The sequence below is a fragment of the Paracoccus tegillarcae genome (genome assembly GCF_002847305.1).
GTDB classification, from domain to species: domain Bacteria; phylum Pseudomonadota; class Alphaproteobacteria; order Rhodobacterales; family Rhodobacteraceae; genus Paracoccus; species Paracoccus tegillarcae.
In genome coordinates, this window is sequence record NZ_CP025408.1 from 1361810 (window position 1) to 1380000 (window position 18191).

Consider the following 18191-nt stretch of genomic DNA (forward strand, 5'->3'; position numbering starts at 1 on the left):
CAGGTCTGGGATCTGATCGGGCGTCTTGGCGGCCAGTTGCGGGCGTTGCCCGGCACGGTGATCGGCTGGGATCTGAACGCCGCGCTGGGACTGGCGGCGGCGCTGGGCATCCCGCCCCCGGCAGCGGCTGAGCTTGTGCCCATCATCGAGGCCGAGATGGTCCGGAAGTTGAACGAACAGATGGAACGGTGAGATGGCAGAAAAACGCGTCAGCGTCCGGCTCGCGGCAGTTGGCGGACGGCAGGTGCGCGCGGAGCTGGAAGGTGTCGGCGAGGCTGGATCGCGCGGCTTCGGGCGGCTCTCACGCGAGATGGAGGCGGCGAATGCCCGCATGGCCGGGTTCACCCGCAAGGTCGGTGTCGCGGCAGCCGCAGCGGTGGCCGCCGCCACGGCAGCGGGCATCGCCATGGTCCGGTCGGGGCTCTCGAGCGTGGATGCACAGGCGAAGCTCGCGCAATCGCTCGGCACCACGGTGGCCTCGATCCAGACGCTGGAGCGCGCGGGCGAGCTGGCGGGCGTGTCGATGTCCGGCATCGAACAGGCGACCAAGGATCTGACCCGACGGTTGAGCCAGGCGGCGGCGGGTGGCGGTCCGGCGGCGGATGCGCTGGAACGGCTGGGGCTGACCGCAGGGGACTTGCTGGCCCTTCCCTTGGATCAGCGGGTCGGGGCGATCAATGCCGCTATAGCCGCATTCGTGCCGGTGGCCGAGCGCGCGGCGGTCGCTGGCCAGCTCTTCGGCGAGGAAGGATCGATCGCGATGTCGCGCATCGACACGGCCACGCTTCGGCAGGCAACCGAGGATGTCCGCGCCTTCGGGGTCGTGGTCTCGGAACAGGATGCCGACCGGATCGAGCGCACGAATGACGCGATCTCCCGGCTGGGACTTGTCTGGCGGGGTCTGTCTAACCAACTGGCTGTGGCCGCCGCACCTGCGCTGGAAGCCGTCGCCAATGCCATGGCGGCGCTGGCCAGCCGCACCGGGCCGCTGGGGATGGCGATCAGCGGGCTCTTCAACCAGATCGGCAGGCTCTCCAGCTATGCGGCCAGTTTCGCCGGTTTCATGGCGGGGCGCTGGGTCGCCGGGCTAGCTGCGGCGGCTGTTTCCGTGCGCGGCCTCGCGACCGCGCTGGTGGTGCTGCGCGGCGCGCTGATCCGGACCGGCATCGGCGCCCTGATCGTCGGGGCGGGCGAGCTGGTCTATCAGTTCACCCGGCTGGTCAAAGGCGCGGGCGGTTTCGGCAATGCCATGGCGCTGATGGGCGATGTGGCCAAGGCCGTCTGGGAGGGCATCAAGGTAACGGCAATGTCCTTCGCCGACGATTTCCGGGCGATGCAATCGGAGATCGAGGCGATCTGGACCCGGCTCATGGCATTTCTGGCGGGCAAATGGGCGGATTTTCTGGGAATGATTGCGCCCACCTTCAACAAGGTAGCGGAAGAGATCGGCTCGGATACCCGGATCGATGTTTTTGAAGCGCTTGGCCGGGCCTCAATGCTAGAGCATTCGGCCAGCAATTCCGCGCATATGGCCGGCCGCTATCGTGACCGGGCCAGTTCCAATCGCGCATCGGCTTTCGATGGGGTCGGCCCGGCCATGGAGGCGCTGCGCGCGGCAATGTCGGGCGGTGAGGATGATGTCGGAAGCGAAGCCCTGGACGTAGCGACCGAAGCCGCCGGGCGTTACGAGGATGCACTGGGCGGGGTGGAAACGGCTGCCAACGGCGCGGGCGCTGCCGCAAAGGACGCCGGGGCCGCAGGGAAGGCGGCGGCGGAAGAGGCCAGACCCGCGACCGAGGCCACGGCCACCGGCTGGAAAGCCGTGACCGAAGCTCTGTCGGACTATGCGAAGCAGGCAAAAGATATCGGTGCGGATATCGGCCAGGCGCTGGTGGGCGCGTTTCAGAGCGCCGAGAACGCGGTCGGGGAGTTCGTTAAGACCGGCAAGCTCGATTTTCGCGATCTGGTCACCTCGCTGCTGGCCGATCTGTCGAAGCTGGCCGCGCGGCGTTTCCTACTGGGGCCGATTGCCAGTGCACTTTCGGGCGCGCTGGGCGGCGCAGGCGGAATCTTTGCCAGCATCATGCATGCGGGCGGGATGGTCGGTGCCACAAGTCCGGGCCGCATGGTCCCTGCACTCGCCTTTGCCGGAGCGCAACGCATGCATTCAGGTGGCATGGTCGGCCTGCGTCATGACGAGGTGCCCGCGATCCTCCAACGCGGCGAGCGTGTGTTGTCGCGCCGCGAGGTGCAGGATTACGGCAACGGCGTCATCGTCAACATCAACGCCCGCGACGCCGAGAGTTTTCGGCAGTCTCGCACCCAGATCGCCGCCGATATCGCCCGTTCCGTCTCGTTGGGCCGTCGCGGCCTCTGACACAAGGATTCTTGCATAATGGCATTCCACGAGGTCCGGTTTCCGGACAATATCAGTCGCGGCGCGCGCGGCGGGCCGGAACGGCGCACACAGATCGTCGAACTGGCCTCGGGCGACGAGGAGCGCAATGCCAGCTGGGCCAACAGTCGGCGCCGCTACGATGTCAGCTATGGTATCCGCCGCGCCGACGATCTGGCGGCGGTCGTGGCCTTTTTCGAAGCTCGAAACGGCAGGCTGTACGGCTTTCGCTTCAAGGATTGGGCTGATCACCGGTCTTGCCTGCCCTCGCGGACCTCGTCGCCGATGGATCAGCAGATTGGCACGGGCGATGGCGTGACGACCACCTTCCAGCTTGTGAAGCGCTATGCCTCCGGTGGCCAGTCTTGGACCCGCGCGATAACCAAGCCGGTCGCGGGCACCGTCCAGATCGCGTTGAATGGCATCGCGCAAGGCTCGGGCTGGTCCGTCGAAGGCAAGACCGGCCTCGTCAGCTTCGACACTGCACCATCCGCTGGCATCGCCATCGCGGCCGGGTTCGAATTCGACGTGCCGGTCCGCTTCAACAGCGACACACTGGATGTGACGCTGGATATAGAACGGCTGGGATCCATTACCTCCATTCCCCTGCTGGAGATCCGGCGATGAAGAATATCCCGCCCGCGCTGCAGGCGCATCTGGACAGCGGCACGACGACGCTGGCCTGGTGCTGGCGCATCACCCGCGCCGACGGCATGGCCTTCGGCTTCACCGATCACGATTGCCCCCTCAGTTTCGACGGCACGGAATTCGAACCGGAGAGCGGGCTGACCGCCAGCGAGATCCGCTCCGGCGCCGATCTCTCGGTCGATGCACAGGACGCGGCGGGCGCGCTGCGCTCGGACCGGATCACCGAGGCCGATATCCTTGACGGCCGCTGGGACAATGCCGAAGTGGAACTCTGGCGGGTCAACTGGCAGACGCCAGGCCAGCGCGTGCTGATGCGGCGCGGCGCCATCGGTCAGATCAGGCGCGGACGACATGCCTTCGTGGCCGAGATCCGCTCGATGTCGCATCTCCTCGGCCAGACCGTCGGGCGGAGCTTTCAGGCCAGCTGCGACGCCGCGCTCGGCGATTCCCGCTGCGGCATCGATCTGGAGGATCCGGCCTTTCGAGGCACCGGCATGGTGATCGAGAACCTGCGCGACCGGGCGTTCACCGCCTCCGGGCTCGGCGGCTTCGCGCGCGGCTGGTTCCGCTTCGGCACGCTGGACTGGACCACCGGGCCCAATGCCGGGCGGCGGGCGGAAGTCTTGGCCCATGACCGCAGCGATGGCATTGCGGTCCTGACACTGCTGGAAGCGCCGATCCGTCCCATCGGCGCAGGCGATAATTTCACCATCCGGGCGGGCTGCGACAAGCGCATCGCCACCTGCGGCGCCAGGTTTGGCAATCTCGTCAACTTCCGGGGCTTTCCGCATATTCCCGGTCAGGACACGATCCTGCGCTATGCTAGTCAGGATGGCACCCATAGCGGGGCCGTACTGTGAGGCCCGCCGATCCCGACCGCATCATCGCCACCGCGCGCAACTGGCTCGGCACGCCCTATCACGATCAGGCCAGCCTCAAGGGCGTTGGCTGCGATTGCCTCGGGCTGGCGCGTGGCGTCTGGCGGGAGGTCGTGGGCGAAGAGCCCTTCCCGATCCCGCCCTATAGCCGCGACCGGGGCGAGACAGGGACCATCGAGGTGCTGGCGGACGGCGCGCGGCGGATGATGATCGAGGTGCAGGTCTCGGATGCCGGACCGGGAACGCTTGTGCTGTTCCGGATGCGCCCCGGCGCCATCGCCAAACATGTCGGTATCCTGACCGCGCCGACCCGCTTCATCCACGCCTATGAGCGGCTCGGCGTCATCGAAGAGCCCCTGACCTCCGCATGGCAGCGGCGCATCGCTTTCGCCTTTCTCTTCCCCAGCATCTGAGACTTTTTCACCATGGCAACATTGGTATTGGCTTCGGTCGGCGCCACGATTGGCGGCGGCTTCGGCGGCGCGATCCTCGGTTTCTCCGGCGCTGCCATCGGCGGCATGATCGGATCGACCATCGGCGCGGCCGTGGACAGCTGGATCGTCTCTTCGCTGGCCCCGGCCCAGCGCATCGAAGGTGCGCGGCTCGACAATCTGCGCATCACCGCCTCGACCGAAGGCGCGGTCATTCCGCGCGTCTTCGGCCGCATGCGAATCGGCGGCAATATCATCTGGGCCACCGACTTTCGCGAGGAGACACGGACCAGCCGGCAGGGCGGCGGCAAGGGCGGCGGGCCCAAGGTTGAGACCACCGAATATCTCTATTATGCGTCTTTCGCCGTGGCACTGGCCGAGGGCGAGATCACCGGCATCGGCCGCATCTGGGCCGATGGCAAGCCTTTGGACACATCCGGCCTCACCTGGCGCTGGTATCCGGGCAGCGAGACACAGGACCCGGACCCGTTCATCGCCGCCACGATGGGGACCAACGCGACGCCTGCGTATCGCGGCACGGCCTATGTTGTCTTCGAGGATCTGCCGCTGAATGACTATGGCAATCGCCTGCCGCAGCTCTCCTTCGAGGTGTTCCGGCCCCTGGCCGATCTCGACACGGCCGAGGGGCTGACCCGTGCCGTGACCCTGATCCCGGCCTCGGGTGAGTTCACCTATGCCACCGAACCGGTGCGCAAGGGTGGCAGCGGGACCAGCTCCGCCGAGAACCTGAACGCCACGCCGGGCAGTCCCGACATGATCGTGGCGCTGGACCGGCTGCAGGCCATGGCGCCGAAAGTGGAAAGTGTCAGTCTAGTGGTGGCCTGGTTCGGCAACGATCTGCGCTGTGGGCATTGCACGATCCGGCCCGGCGTTGAGGTTGCCGAGAAGGCGAGCAGCCCAAAGACATGGTCCGTGAATGGCGTCTCCCGTGCCGATGCCCATCTCGTCAGCCGCGATGATCAAGATCGTCCCGTCTATGGCGGCACACCGGCCGATTTCGCGGTGGTGCAGGCGATCCGGGAGATTAAGGCCCACGGGCTGCGCGTCACCTTCTATCCCTTCATTCTGATGGATGTGCCGCCAGGCAACGCGCTGCCGGATCCCTATTCGGACAACACCACCGACATCGGCCAGCCCGCTTTCCCGTGGCGCGGGCGGATCACCTGTTCGCCTGCCGCTGGTCAGGCAGGGACTGTCGACGAGACGGGGTCGGCCGCAGATCAGGTTGATGCCTTCTTCGGTGCTGCCAGCGTGGGTGATTTCACCGTCACCGGCGACGAGGTCCGCTGGGCGGGCGATCCCGGCGATCATGGGCTGCGGCGCATGGTGCTGCATTATGCCCATCTCTGCGCGGCGGCTGGCGGCGTCGACATTTTTCTCATTGGCTCCGAGATGCGCGGGTTGACCACGATCCGCGCGGGTGCCGATACATATCCCGCCGTCACCGCCTTCCGCGCGCTGGCCGCCGATGTCCGCGCCATTCTCGGGCCCGGCACGAAGATCAGCTATGCCGCCGATTGGTCGGAATATTTCAGCCATCAGCCCGACGATGGCAGCGGTGATGTGTTCTTCCATCTCGATCCGCTCTGGGCCGACCAGAACATCGATTTCATCGGCATCGACAATTACCTGCCGCTCTCGGACTGGCGCGACGGATTCGATCATCTGGACGCCCAAGCTGGCTGGCCCGCCATCCATGACCGGGCCTATCTGCAATCGAATGTTTCGGGCGGTGAAGGCTTCGATTGGTTCTATGCCTCGGAGGCGGATCGGGCTGCGCAGGTCCGGACCCCCATCACCGACGGTGCCCATGGCAAGCCTTGGGTCTTCCGGCCCAAGGATTTGCGGTCGTGGTGGTCGAACCGGCATTTCGACAGGCCGGGTGGCATGGAATCCGCGGCACCGACGGCGTGGCTGCCCGAGTCAAAGCCGATCCGTTTCACCGAGCTTGGCTGCCCGGCCATCGACCGTGGCACCAACCAACCCAACGTCTTCTATGACCCCAAATCCTCGGAAAGCTTCGTGCCGTATTTTTCCCGCGGCTGGCGGGACGACGCGATCCAGCGCGCCTATCTGGAGGCGACATACCTGTTCTGGGGGAAGGCATCGAACAACCCGACCTCATCGGAATATACCGGTCGCATGGTCGAGGTCGGCGAATGCGCGGCATGGACCTGGGATGCCCGGCCCTATCCGTTCTTTCCGGCGCTGGGCGGTGTCTGGACCGATGGCGCCAACTGGCGGCTGGGGCACTGGCTGACCGGGCGGCTGGGCGCGGTCTCGCTGGCAGCGCTTGTCCGCCATCTCTGCCTGCGCACCGGGCTGCCGGAAGCCCGCATCGACGTTTCGGGTCTCTGGGGCGCCGCCGAGGGCTATGCGATCACAGCCCTTGAAAGTCCACGCGCCTCGATCACCACGCTGGCCCGGCATTTCGGCTTCGATGCGATCGAGAGCGAAGGCGTCATCCGATTTGTCATGCGCGGCCGGGCACCTGTCGCAACCATCAGCCATGAAGATCTGGTCGCGGCAGGCGATGGCGAGGCGATAGAACTGACACGGGCGCAGGAGACCGAACTGCCGCAGGCTCTCAAATGGCAGGTGGCCCGGGCCGACGAAGACTATGACGCGGCACTGGTCGAAGCCGCGCGCATTACCGTCGACACCAGCCGCATCGCCTCCGAGAGTTTTCCGATGGCCGTGCCGCCCGAAGAGGCCGAGCGCCGCTGCCGCCGCGCATTGCAGGAAGCTTGGGCGGGTCGGGAAAGCGCGGTGTTTCGTGTTCCGCCCTCGCGGCTGGCGCTCGACCCGGCCGATGTCATCGCGCTGGATCACGACGGACGCGCCCAACAATTCCGCCTGACCGCCATTGCCGATGCGGAAGCGCGCGGCATCGAAGCCGTGCGGCAGGACCGCGAGGCCTATGATCTGCCGCCCGGTGCCGAGCGACCCGCCACCCTGCCCCGCGCGGTGACGTTTGGGCCGCCGGAAGTTGTCATTCTCGACCTACCCCAACTGCGCGATGATATCCCGGCGCATCAGCCGCTGATCGCGGCCACGGCAAAACCATGGCCCGGCGCGCTGGCCGTGTATCGCAGCCCCGGCACAGACGGGTTCGAACTGCTGACCACGGTGCGGCGCCGCGCAAACATGGGGCGTCTGGCCGCCGATCTCTGGCCCGGTCCGACCTCGCGCCTCGATCTGGGCAATGTCCTGATCCTCGATCTGATGAGTGGCCAGCTGGAGAGCGTCAGCGATCTGGCCCTGTTCGGCGGCGCCAATGCAATGGCAATCGAAACGGCACCGGGCCGCTGGGAGATCGTCCAGGCGGGACATGCCGAGTTGATCGCACCGGGGCGATACCGCCTGACCCGGCTGTTGCGCGGCCAGCGCGGCACGGAGCAGGCCATGGGCAACCCCACTCCGGCCGGAGCGCGGGTCGTTCTGCTGAACGAGGCTCTGACCCCTCTGCCGATCCCGGAAGCCGATCTCGGCATCCCCTTCAACTGGCGCATCGGCCCCGCCCGCCATCCGGTCAGCAGCGAGACCTTCGCTGCCATCAGTTTCACGGCCGAGGGTGAAGGGCTGCAGCCGTTCTCGCCGGTGCATGTCGCCCAGCCCTGGCGCCACCCGCATAGCCCTGGCGATCTGACGCTCCGCTGGACGCGGCGATCCCGCAGCCTCGCTGGCGACAGTTGGCAGGGGATCGAAGTGCCGATGGCCGAAGAACTGGAAAGCTATGAGGTCCGGATCATGGATGGGCACGTCGTGAAGCGGACACTGACCAGCAATGCGCCTTCAGTCACCTACGGCGCCGCGCAACAGACCGCCGATTGGGGCGCAGAACTGGCGCCGGGTGACAGCCTGACGATCCGCATCTGCCAGCTTTCAGCCCGCATCGGACGCGGCACCGCCATCACCACCACGCTTTATCTCTGACGACCGGGAAACCCAAAAATGTCCGACAGTACGACGAACCTGCTGCTGCCATATCTGATGGCGGCGCAGGCGCAGAAACACGTCACCCATAACGAGGCCCTGCGCCTGCTCGACGGGCTGGTGCAGCTCTCGGTCAAAAGCCAGGGTCTGACCGCGCCACCGGCAAGCCCCGCCGATGGCGACCGTTATATCGTCGCCTCAGGCGCGACCGGCGGCTGGGCCGGATGGGATCTGACTGTCGCCCTCTGGGCCGATGGCGCCTGGCTGCGCCTGCCGCCGCGCGAGGGCTGGCGGGCATGGGTCGAGGATGAGGCGGTCCTGCTGGTCCGGAATGGCACGGGCTGGGAGCCGGTGATCCCGAGCGCACTCGACGATCTGACCCGCCTCGGCATCGGCATGGCGGCCAGCGCCGGTTCCCCCTTTTCGGCCAAGCTGAACAGCGCACTTTGGACCGCGCTCTATGCGGCCGACGGCGGCAGCGGCGATCTGACCCAGACTTTGAACCGCGAAACGAATACGGACGATGCCGGGCTGATCCTGCAGACCGGGTTTTCGACCCGGGCGCTGATCGGGATGTTCGGCACGGACCGGCTGCGGATTACCGTCTCGCCCGATGGCAGCAGTTTCCGCGATGCGCTGGGTATCGATCCGGCGACGGGCATCGTGGATCAGCCGAACCTGCCGCGCTTCAAGGCTTATACGAATTACGACAATTACGTCGCCACCGACAGCTGGGCGACGCTCGGCATCAACGTGGCTGAATACAATGATCAGGGCTGCTTTGACGCGGGCACCAATCTTTTCGTCGCGCCGGTCGCGGGCACATACCTCTTCGGCGCGTCCCTTCTCTACAAGGTCAATGCCAATACCAGCGCCCGGATGCGCGGGCGGCTGGTGCTGAACGGAGCCACGGAAATCCGGGGATCGTTCGGCGAGATATCCGGGGCGCATGTGTCCGAGGCGACCGCCCTCTGGCTGCAGACCGTGGCTAGTCTCAATGCAGGCGACACCGTCGCACTGCAGGGCACATTCCGGGCGGCGGATGGATATTTCGCGGCGGATCACACCACCTTCTGGGGAGCGAAGATCGGATGACACCCAAACGTCTCGAGGACATGCTGCAGATGAGCGAGAGCGAATTCGAGGAACTGCTGGCAAGGGCTGCGCAGGAAGGCGCGAGGCGTGCGCTGGCCGATGCCGGGCTGGACGGCAAGGAAGCCGCCCTCGATATCCGCGATCTGCGGGCACTCCTGGAGGGCATCCGCCTGATGCGCCGCACCGCTGCCCAAACAATCATCCGCATGCTGACCACAGGCCTGATCCTGACCCTGCTGGCCGGGATCGCCCTGAAGCTGAAACTCTTCGGCGAGGGCGGCTGACGCGCTGGGCGGCAATCACCGCCGACCCCAACAGATCCATCACCCCATGGCCCGCCTCCCCGGCGGGCTTTTTTCGTACCCGGAGGATCCTCATGACCACCCGTTTCTACCACCACTGGCGCGACGTGCCGAAAGACAGCTGGCGCTGGCCGAATTTCTCGCCTGCCGAGATCGCCTGTCGCGGCACCGGCGCGATCCTGATCGTTGAGGCGGCCCTCGACCAGCTGCAGGCTTTGCGCAGCCGTCTCGGCAAGCCGCTGATCGTGAACTCCGCCTATCGCAGCCCGGAACATAACCGGCGCGTCGGCGGCGCCAAACATTCGAAGCATCTGGAAGGCGCGGCCTTCGACATCTCCATGGCCAATCACGATCCGGCCAGCTTCGAAAAGGCCGCGCGGGCGGTGGGTTTCCTGGGCTTCGGCACCTATCCCCGATCCGGCTTCATGCATATCGATCTCGGCCCCACCCGGCGCTGGGGTGAGCCCTTTCCAGCCCGCGCCATCCCCTTCGCCGGGGATCAGCCGCCTGCGCGGGAACATCTGGCGGACAGCCGCACGATGAAGGGGAGCGGCGCGGCCGGAATTGCAACGGTCGGCGCGGCGGGCATCGAGATCGCCCAAGACACGCTGAGCGATGCGCAATCGGCCATCCAGCCGCTGATCCCCTATCTCGACACATTGCGCTGGGCCTTCATCGCCCTGGCGCTGGCCGGGATCGGCCTGACCGTCTGGGCCCGGCTGGATGACTGGAACCGGGGGCGGCGGTGATGGGCGCCCTCGCTGCGCTGATGGCGTCGCCGTGGACGCGACGGCTGATCGTCTGGATCGCGCTGATCGGCGCGGTCCTTCTTTTTCTCCTCAACCTGCGGCGGGCGGGTGAAACCGCCGGTCGCCACGCCGAACGTCTGAACCAGATGGAGCGCCAGAATGACATCCAACGCCGTATGCTGGAGGCATCCAGCAACCGCCCTCGTGATCGCGATGATCTCGCTGACCGCCTGCGCGACGGGCGGTTCTGATCCGGGCGGCGCGGTCTGTCCGCCGGTCGTCGCTTACGATCAGGCGATGCGGGACCGGGCGGCGGCAGAGCTGGAGGCGCTGCCCGAGAATGCTGTGCTGGTCCGGATGATGGCGGATTATGCCGTCATGCGGGCGCAGGCGCGGGTGTGCGCTTCATAGGGTGTATAGGCCGGGTGGGTTCTGACCCGCCCGGTACGGCCATGATTTGACGATGTCAAAAAGCGGCAGGGGTTCGCTGCTCGGGGACCGTCGCACAGGAGGGCCGAGCCTGTCGCGCGTGGAAATGGGCACAATTGTGCACCTGGCGCGCGTGGAAGACCGCGCGATCAAGCATGTGAGCTGCCGCCTGACCTACGTCCCGGACGGCCCAAGTCAAGTCACAACCGCCCTGGATACCCCGTTTGTTCTTGATTAAGGTGGATCATGTAGACATTGTGTCAGAAAAATTCCCAGAGAGGACAGAGGGACATGCAGGCTGATTTTTCCACGCTCCTGGCGCAGGCCGGATACACTGTTCCTGAAGCAGCTCGTGTCCTCGGCTATTCGGAAGGCCACATCTATCGCTGGAAGCGCGGCGAGGAAATCCCCCGCGAGAGCGTGATCCGCCTGCTGAACATGGAAATTGACCGGAGGCGCGATGCCGGTGACGCTGACAAGGCCTTTACTTTCATCGACCTCTTTGCGGGAATCGGCGGACTGAGGCGGGCAATGGAGAGCGCTGGCGGGCGCTGTATCTTCACCTCGGAATGGGACAAATACGCCCAGCAGACCTATATGGCCAACTTTCCCGACAACCGTCTTCCGGTTGGCGATATCCGTGAGGTCAACGCAGAGGACATTCCCGCGCATGATGTGCTGGTCGCGGGTTTTCCCTGCCAGCCCTTCTCGATTGCGGGCGTTTCCAAGAAGAACGCACTCGGCCGCGCGCATGGTTTTGACGATGAAACTCAGGGAACGCTGTTCTTTGACGTGCTGCGCATCCTGATGCACCATCGCCCTGCGGCCTTTATGCTTGAAAACGTCAAGAACCTGAAAAGCCATGACAAGGGCCGCACGTTCGAAGTCATACGGCGCAAGCTGACGGAAGAACTTGGTTACACGCTGGAGACCCGGATTATCGACGCCGGACATTTCGTGCCGCAGCACCGCGAACGTATCGTCATGGTAGGGTTTCGCGAGCCCACGGGGTTCAGCTTCGATAACGTGCAGTTACCAGCCTACGGCGCCAAGCGTATGCGCCATATCCTGCATCCCGAAGACGGCACCGAACGCTCCGAGGGGCATTTCACCGAAGGACCAGATGCCGTGGTCAGCGGGAAATATACCCTGACTGATAAGCTCTGGGCCTATCTGCAAGGCTATGCCCAAAAACACAAGGCCAAGGGGAACGGCTTCGGCTTTGGCATGGTGGATGGCGACAGCATTTCGCGCACGCTTTCGGCGCGCTATTACAAAGATGGTTCGGAAATTCTGGTGAGCCGCGGCGCAGGCAACAATCCGCGCCGGCTGACGCCGCGCGAATGCGCGCGACTGATGGGCTATCCGGATGACTTCCGGATCCCCGTCTCGGACACCCAAGCCTACAAGCAGTTCGGAAATTCGGTGGCAGTGCCGGTTTTTGCCGAGGTCGCGCGGGTCATGGCCCCTCATATCCTGGCAGTCGCTGGAGCCGAGCCCCTCAGAAAAGTTGGCTGACGTTCACGACAGCAAAACCCGGAGCCGCAATATGGCGGCAATCCGGAGAGCAGATACCAAACCGGAGATGCTGATCCGGCGCGGGCTCCACGCGCGCGGGTTTCGCTACCGTCTGCATGACCGGCAGCTGCCCGGCAGGCCCGACCTTACTCTGTCGAAGCATAATGCCGCGATCTTCGTGAATGGGTGCTTCTGGCACGGTCATGACTGCACGATGTTCCGCTGGCCGACAACACGGCAGGAATTCTGGCGCGACAAGATCACCGGCAACATGGAGCGGGACGTCCGCAATATCGCAGCACTGCTTTCGTCGGGCTGGCGCGTCGCCCTGATCTGGGAATGCGCTCTGAAGGGACGCGGTAAATTGCCGCCCGAGGCCGTGATTGACTCCCTGATCGATTGGCTATGTTCTGCAGACAAGAGGCTGGCACTCGAAGGCCTGACAGCAGACACAGGCGGTTGAGTTGAGCGAGCAGGGTATTTTCGATTTTGAGAACGAGGACGATGGTCAGGCAGGTTTGCTGACGGACCTGTTGAACCGGGCGGAACGGGTTCTGGTCAAGAAACTCTCGAACAACGACCGTGACTGGGCGCGCTTCGCCAACAAGCATCAGGCCGGAGTCTACATCCCCGCCGAGCAACGTGAAGGCGGATTCTTTCCACCTCTCGAGACCAAAGCACGTAAAGATGCCAACGCCGCCCCGATCCGGGAGGCCTGGTTCGACACATATTGGCCACAGGCTTCTGGCGACGAGCGTAGCAAACACACCCGGATCGTGCATTACACGAGCAAGGGCCCCGAAACGCATATGACCCGCCTGCCGAAGGAATGCTTCGGCTACCTTTCGCCGGCGTCATTCCTCGTTATGGGCCGATACCGGCAGGGTGAAGATACTGCCTACGAGTGTCTTACCATCGATTCCGCCAGCGATGACGCCGAGCTGCTTCTGGCACAGCTCGACATCACGCCCGACTTCCTGATCGGTGAGTTCGAGCCCGCCGAAATTCGTGCGCGGGAGCAAGATCGCGTGCTGGATTTCGTCGAAGAGCTCATCGCAGCTTGGCATGCCGGAACGATTGTCGACTTCGCCCGGGCCCGCGCGGCAATGCCGAAAACCGAAGAACTGGCCGGGCTGGCACGTGGCCGATACCTTGAGCTGCACGGTCTGGAACGCCTCGATCCCTTTGTGATCAAGCGCCCGGGGGATGCCCTGCGTGAAATCAGCCGCATCATCGAATGGGACATGTTTCGAGAGTTCCAGCGCCGCGAACGGGCTGTTGATCTTGTCCGCATCGTCATGGGCGACAAACCGCGTGACATGACTGTCGCGGAGGTCATCCGGCGACTGGTCAGCGAACTGCCGCAGGTCGATGCGCTTATGCTGTCGGCGAGCCAGCAGCGGAAATCACGGGCGGGTTACTCCTACGAACACCATATCGAAGCGATGCTGGCGGGTGGAGGAATCCCCTTCGAAAAGCAGGTCGTCATCGAAGCGAAGAAGCGGCCGGACTTCATCCTGCCATCTCTGCGCTTCATCCGTAGCGGTGACGCGGCTGCCGCATCAGGCTTGATCCTGAGTGCCAAGACCACCCTGCGCGAGCGTTGGAAGCAGGTCGAGCGCGAGAAGGGTGAACACAGGCTCTACCTTACCACCGTCGACGAAAACATCGCAGGGAACGCGATAGAGGATATGGCGTCCTTGGGCGTTCATCTTGTGATTCCGGAAAGCCTTATGGATGCGAGGGAAACCGAGTACAGTGGCCATAAAAACGTTTTGACGTTTGAACAATTCTGCAGTGGCGTCATTCGTCCGGCGATGAACCAGTGGGCATAGCGATGGTGTCAGCGAGAATCTATAGTTCGCGGTATTGCGGCCGATGGTTCGGTGGTTATTGTTGGGAAGCTAAAACGATTGTTGGGGCAATGAGCAAATGTCTGTGAAAGAGCTTTTCGATAGCCTCCGCCATCGGATGTCGTGGACAAGCGCTCGCAAGATACTGCAGGCAAACGGAATCTCTACGAGCTATGGTTGGGACGCAACGCTCGAGAAAATTTCGGATCAAGCACGTGAGCCGGAAACAGGAAGCATCGAAGATGGTTTGATCGAGCATCTGCTTTGTGGGCAGAAGTTCACCAAGCTTTATCCTCTTGATCCCGGACACCGTGAAGTCCTCCAGGCAAGGATAGCCGCGATGGCGCCTGCAGACTGTCCAGCAACGCAGCGCTATCCCTATAAGATGGACGACAGCGATCTGCTGCACGGAAACGGTGATATGCTGCCCGTTCGCACCGAATCCAACGAAGACGGCGTAGGTTTGGTCCTGTCTTCAGTTTTTTGGATTAAGCGGCGCGAGGAAATTAGCTTTCAGGAGTTTGACAAGCCCTCAGACATGAAGGCTCGATATGATGAAGTTGTGGGCATCGTCAGGGAACCGGTCCAGATGTTTCACGTCATCTGGATCCCTCACCAACGAGACTTCTTGGAAATTCGCGTTGATAGCCCACGCGGAGTCGCAGAAGCGGACATCCACGGGCTGCACTCGGTGTTGCGAACTCTTGTGAACAGTTGGGGTGACGTAACTTTGGGCAAACCGGTCAACCTTTTTCCTGCCGTGCGCCCGTTCTATGACGACGTCAGCGAGGGAACGGTAACTCAGATGACCTTTCAGACCACGACCGGCGGCATAAAGGATGAAAAATTGCCGCGCCGGCGGCGAGACGCCGACCAACGAACCGAAGCATACCACGTCGCTGGGAAAGAGGCTGTTGAGGCTATCGCGATCTATCGCATCACCGTCGAATGGGGCTTTTCTGAGGACAACATCGTCTATACGCCTTCTATCAGCTTGTCCGCTTCCGGGCCTGCCGGCAACAGCAATACTGGTGATCCCGTCATCACTGGCGCGCTGATCGAGAACTGCGTACGTGCGGTGGACTATGAATTTGTGATCGATCGTCTTGGCAGAAAGGCTAAACTCGACGAGCAAGATGTGCCACACTCGTGAGATGGACATCGCGGAATTCAGAAACAGGCTTGCGGATTCGCGGCTTGAGCCGCGAATCTTGTCTGCGTGTCTGGCGATCACGGATATCCTCGCGAAACTAAGGCCTGGCGATGGCCAGCATCTTGGCCTTCCCTTCTTTTACGAACGCCTCGGCGCGTCGCCTGACCGCGATAGCTTGCTTCCGGCGCTAAGCATTTTGAGCTCTAAGGACGGCGCTATTCTTGAGGTGCATGGCTACCTTGATGATGCAGAAGAAGGACAGCTCCATTTATCCAATGAGGATTTTCGTGAGCTTTTGCACAACGGCAAGTTGGCGCATCCTACATCGGGCGAGCTCGTTTCAAACCCGCTAGAACAGGTCCGGATCTTTTATTCGCTTCGGGGTGATTTTTGACGTGAACCCGAAGGATATTTCAGTAGCAGAATATCTAAAATTCTTTGGGAATCGGCCTGGTGGGATTGTCCTGAGGTGGCAATTCGCTGGTGATCATGGCGAGCGCCTGAGCATTTTAGAAGAAGCGCTGGATCGTTGCTATAGCAGGCTCGTCGATACGCGCGGATTAAACGAAGATCGCAGCGAGGACGAACTTAGCATGCAGATCGCCAACATGCTCAGCGCGTCTGGAATTTCAGCCAGACATGATCGCCATATTAATGGCCATTGCGATATTGTTGTCGATGCGGAAGACGGCTTCATGTGGCTGGGTGAGGCAAAAATCCACAGCGACTATAATTGGCTCGCAGACGGATTCCTTCAGTTGTCTACCCGTTATGGGACCGCGATGGATGGCAGGGATCATGGCGAACTCATTATCTACCACCGAACCGGAAATTCTTTAAATGTACTCACGACTTGGCGAGATCGTCTTTTCGCCAATCATCCCGACGCCAAGCTCTCTTTCGACATCGCTCAGCCCAAGTTGTTCTTTCGGACATTTCATAAATGCCCGAATTCGGGCTGCGATTTTCATGTTCGTCACACGATCATTCCACTGATGCATGCTCCGGAAAAGTAGGTGCCGGCAGCCTATCGCTGGTGGCCTCCCCAAACGTTGATGTGGCGTTGATGTAAATGGGCGATAGGCCGGTGGTATTGATATACCATCGACTTATCGCTTTGTTATCTTTTATGTTTTTGGTTGCGGGGGCAGGATTTGAACCTGCGACCTTCAGGTTATGAGCCTGACGAGCTACCGGGCTGCTCTACCCCGCGCCAATTGCATCGCGGTTTTTTGCGGTGCGGTTGTTTTCATCGTTTCAGAGATTTTCGTTTCTTTCCAGGTCTGGCGGTGACCTACTCTCCCACGTCTTAGGACGCAGTACCATTGGCGCGACGGCGCTTAACGGCCGAGTTCGGGATGGGATCGGGTGTTTCGCTCGTGCTATGGCCACCAGACCGGGAAAGAAACGTATCAGCGTTGGCCCTTGCTTTCGCTCGGGTCGGTTTTGTTCAAGTTTTCGCATGTTCTGCATGCTTGTGATCGGAGGTGGAAGTCTTGCTTCCACCGGATCAAATCAAGCCAATCGAGCCATTAGTACCAGTCAACTGAACGCATTGCTGCGCTTACATCTCTGGCCTATCGACGTGGTGGTCTTCCACGGCTCTCAAGGGATACCTTGTTTTGAGGGGGGCTTCCCGCTTAGATGCCTTCAGCGGTTATCCTGTCCGTTCATAGCTACCCAGCACTACCGTTGGCACGATAACTGGTCCACCAGTGGAACGTTCACCCCGGTCCTCTCGTACTAGGGGCAACTCCTCTCAAGTATCCTACACCCACGGCAGATAGGGACCGAACTGTCTCACGACGTTCTAAACCCAGCTCACGTACCTCTTTAAATGGCGAACAGCCATACCCTTGGGACCTGCTCCAGCCCCAGGATGAGATGAGCCGACATCGAGGTGCCAAACGATGCCGTCGATATGGACTCTTGGGCATCATCAGCCTGTTATCCCCAGCGTACCTTTTATCCGTTGAGCGATGGCCCTTCCACTCGGGACCACCGGATCACTATGGCCGACTTTCGTCTCTGCTCGACTTGTCAGTCTTGCAGTCAGGCTGGCTTATGCCATTGCACTCAACGAGCGATTTCCGACCGCTCTGAGCCAACCTTCGCGCGCCTCCGTTACTGTTTAGGAGGCGACCGCCCCAGTCAAACTACCCGCCACGCAGGGTCCCGGATCCGGATAACGGACCGCGGTTAGACATCAAGAGTGCGAAGGGCGGTATCTCAAGGATGGCTCCCCAGAGACTAGCGTCCCTGGTTCAAAGCCTACCGCCTATCCTGCACATCGCAATCCTGATGCCAGTGCGAAGCTGTAGTAAAGGTGCATGGGGTCTTTCCGTCTAACCGCGGGAAGTCTGCATCTTCACAGACAATTCAATTTCGCTGAGTCCACATTTGAGACAGCGGGGAAGTCGTTACGCCATTCGTGCAGGTCGGAACTTACCCGACAAGGAATTTCGCTACCTTAGGACCGTTATAGTTACGGCCGCCGTTTACCGGGGCTTCAATTCAGAGCTTGCACTCCTCCTTTTAACCTTCCGGCACCGGGCAGGCGTCAGACCCTATACGTCGTCTTGCGACTTCGCAGAGCCCTGTGTTTTTAGTAAACAGTCGCCACCCCCTGGTTTGTGCCCCCGCCCATAGTTGCCTACGAACGGGGCCTCCTTCTCGCGAACTTACGGAGGTATTTTGCCGAGTTCCTTAAATGTGGTTCTCTCAAGCGCCTTGGTATTCTCTACCAGTCCACCTGTGTCGGTTTCGGGTACGGTCTCATGGAG

General features: G+C 62.4%; 17 protein-coding genes, 1 tRNA gene and 2 rRNA genes (1 of these 20 cut by a window edge). 17 read left to right on the forward strand and 3 right to left on the reverse strand.

What is annotated here, in order from left to right:
• The first annotated feature begins 36 nt into the window (after positions 1-36).
• The 17 genes from CUV01_RS06765 (at position 37) to CUV01_RS06845 (ending at position 16424) form a co-directional block, all read left to right on the forward strand.
• The gene (locus CUV01_RS06765) at positions 37-192 is read left to right on the forward strand and encodes a DUF7697 family protein (protein WP_232962559.1); all 156 of its coding nucleotides are present in this window, start codon (positions 37-39) and stop codon (positions 190-192) included.
• 1 nt (position 193) lies between these two features.
• The gene (locus CUV01_RS06770; protein ID WP_101459802.1) at positions 194-2377 is read left to right on the forward strand and encodes a phage tail tape measure C-terminal domain-containing protein; all 2184 of its coding nucleotides are present in this window, start codon (positions 194-196) and stop codon (positions 2375-2377) included.
• An 18-nt stretch (positions 2378-2395) separates the two neighbouring features.
• Positions 2396-3022, forward strand: a complete 627-nt coding sequence (locus CUV01_RS06775) for a DUF2460 domain-containing protein (RefSeq protein ID WP_101459803.1) — start codon at positions 2396-2398, stop codon at positions 3020-3022.
• Positions 3019-3903, forward strand: coding sequence for a DUF2163 domain-containing protein (locus CUV01_RS06780; RefSeq protein WP_101459804.1), 885 nt, complete (start codon positions 3019-3021; stop codon positions 3901-3903). Before CUV01_RS06775 ends, CUV01_RS06780 begins: the two co-directional genes overlap by 4 nt.
• Positions 3900-4334, forward strand: a complete 435-nt coding sequence (locus CUV01_RS06785; protein WP_101459805.1) for an NlpC/P60 family protein — start codon at positions 3900-3902, stop codon at positions 4332-4334. The genes CUV01_RS06780 and CUV01_RS06785 overlap by 4 nt, the downstream gene beginning before the upstream one ends.
• A 12-nt stretch (positions 4335-4346) precedes the next feature.
• Entirely contained in the window at positions 4347-8309 is a 3963-nt protein-coding gene (locus CUV01_RS06790; protein ID WP_101459806.1) for a baseplate multidomain protein megatron, read from the forward strand.
• 18 nt (positions 8310-8327) lie between these two features.
• A complete protein-coding gene (locus CUV01_RS06795; RefSeq protein WP_101459807.1) occupies positions 8328-9404 on the forward strand; it encodes a DUF2793 domain-containing protein in 1077 nt (358 codons plus the stop codon).
• The gene (locus CUV01_RS06800) at positions 9401-9688 is read left to right on the forward strand and encodes a DUF6127 family protein (RefSeq protein WP_101459808.1); all 288 of its coding nucleotides are present in this window, start codon (positions 9401-9403) and stop codon (positions 9686-9688) included. Before CUV01_RS06795 ends, CUV01_RS06800 begins: the two co-directional genes overlap by 4 nt.
• Before the next feature lie 92 nt (positions 9689-9780).
• Positions 9781-10455, forward strand: a complete 675-nt coding sequence (locus CUV01_RS06805; protein WP_101459809.1) for a YcbK family protein — start codon at positions 9781-9783, stop codon at positions 10453-10455.
• Positions 10455-10706, forward strand: coding sequence for a hypothetical protein (locus CUV01_RS06810; RefSeq protein WP_101459810.1), 252 nt, complete (start codon positions 10455-10457; stop codon positions 10704-10706). The genes CUV01_RS06805 and CUV01_RS06810 overlap by 1 nt, the downstream gene beginning before the upstream one ends.
• Positions 10669-10866 carry a hypothetical protein gene (locus tag CUV01_RS06815; protein WP_232962561.1) on the forward strand — a complete coding sequence of 66 codons (198 nt, stop codon included), beginning with the start codon at positions 10669-10671 and terminating at the stop codon, positions 10864-10866. Before CUV01_RS06810 ends, CUV01_RS06815 begins: the two co-directional genes overlap by 38 nt.
• A gap of 309 nt (positions 10867-11175) precedes the next feature.
• The gene (gene dcm / locus CUV01_RS06820) at positions 11176-12402 is read left to right on the forward strand and encodes a DNA (cytosine-5-)-methyltransferase (protein WP_101459812.1); all 1227 of its coding nucleotides are present in this window, start codon (positions 11176-11178) and stop codon (positions 12400-12402) included.
• Complete coding sequence (locus CUV01_RS06825) at positions 12395-12865, forward strand: very short patch repair endonuclease (RefSeq protein WP_101459813.1); 471 nt, start codon at positions 12395-12397, stop codon at positions 12863-12865. The genes dcm and CUV01_RS06825 overlap by 8 nt, the downstream gene beginning before the upstream one ends.
• 1 nt (position 12866) lies before the next feature.
• Positions 12867-14237, forward strand: a complete 1371-nt coding sequence (locus tag CUV01_RS06830) for a type II restriction endonuclease (RefSeq protein WP_101459814.1) — start codon at positions 12867-12869, stop codon at positions 14235-14237.
• Between the two features lie 97 nt (positions 14238-14334).
• Positions 14335-15408: a hypothetical protein gene (locus CUV01_RS06835; RefSeq protein ID WP_101459815.1), complete on the forward strand. Its 1074-nt coding sequence runs from the start codon at positions 14335-14337 to the stop codon at positions 15406-15408.
• A 1-nt stretch (position 15409) separates the two neighbouring features.
• Complete coding sequence (locus CUV01_RS06840; RefSeq protein ID WP_101459816.1) at positions 15410-15802, forward strand: hypothetical protein; 393 nt, start codon at positions 15410-15412, stop codon at positions 15800-15802.
• Position 15803: 1 nt separating this feature from the next.
• Positions 15804-16424, forward strand: coding sequence for a hypothetical protein (locus CUV01_RS06845; RefSeq protein ID WP_101459817.1), 621 nt, complete (start codon positions 15804-15806; stop codon positions 16422-16424).
• A 120-nt stretch (positions 16425-16544) separates the two neighbouring features.
• On the opposite strand, the gene CUV01_RS06850 is transcribed toward CUV01_RS06845, so the two are convergent.
• The 3 genes from CUV01_RS06850 to CUV01_RS06860 form a co-directional block, all read right to left on the reverse strand.
• A tRNA-Met gene (locus CUV01_RS06850) sits at positions 16545-16621 on the reverse strand.
• A 68-nt stretch (positions 16622-16689) separates the two neighbouring features.
• Positions 16690-16804 (reverse strand): 5S ribosomal RNA (gene rrf / locus CUV01_RS06855).
• Between the two features lie 115 nt (positions 16805-16919).
• Positions 16920-18191: ribosomal RNA gene (locus tag CUV01_RS06860) — 23S ribosomal RNA — on the reverse strand (it continues 1564 nt past the right edge of the window).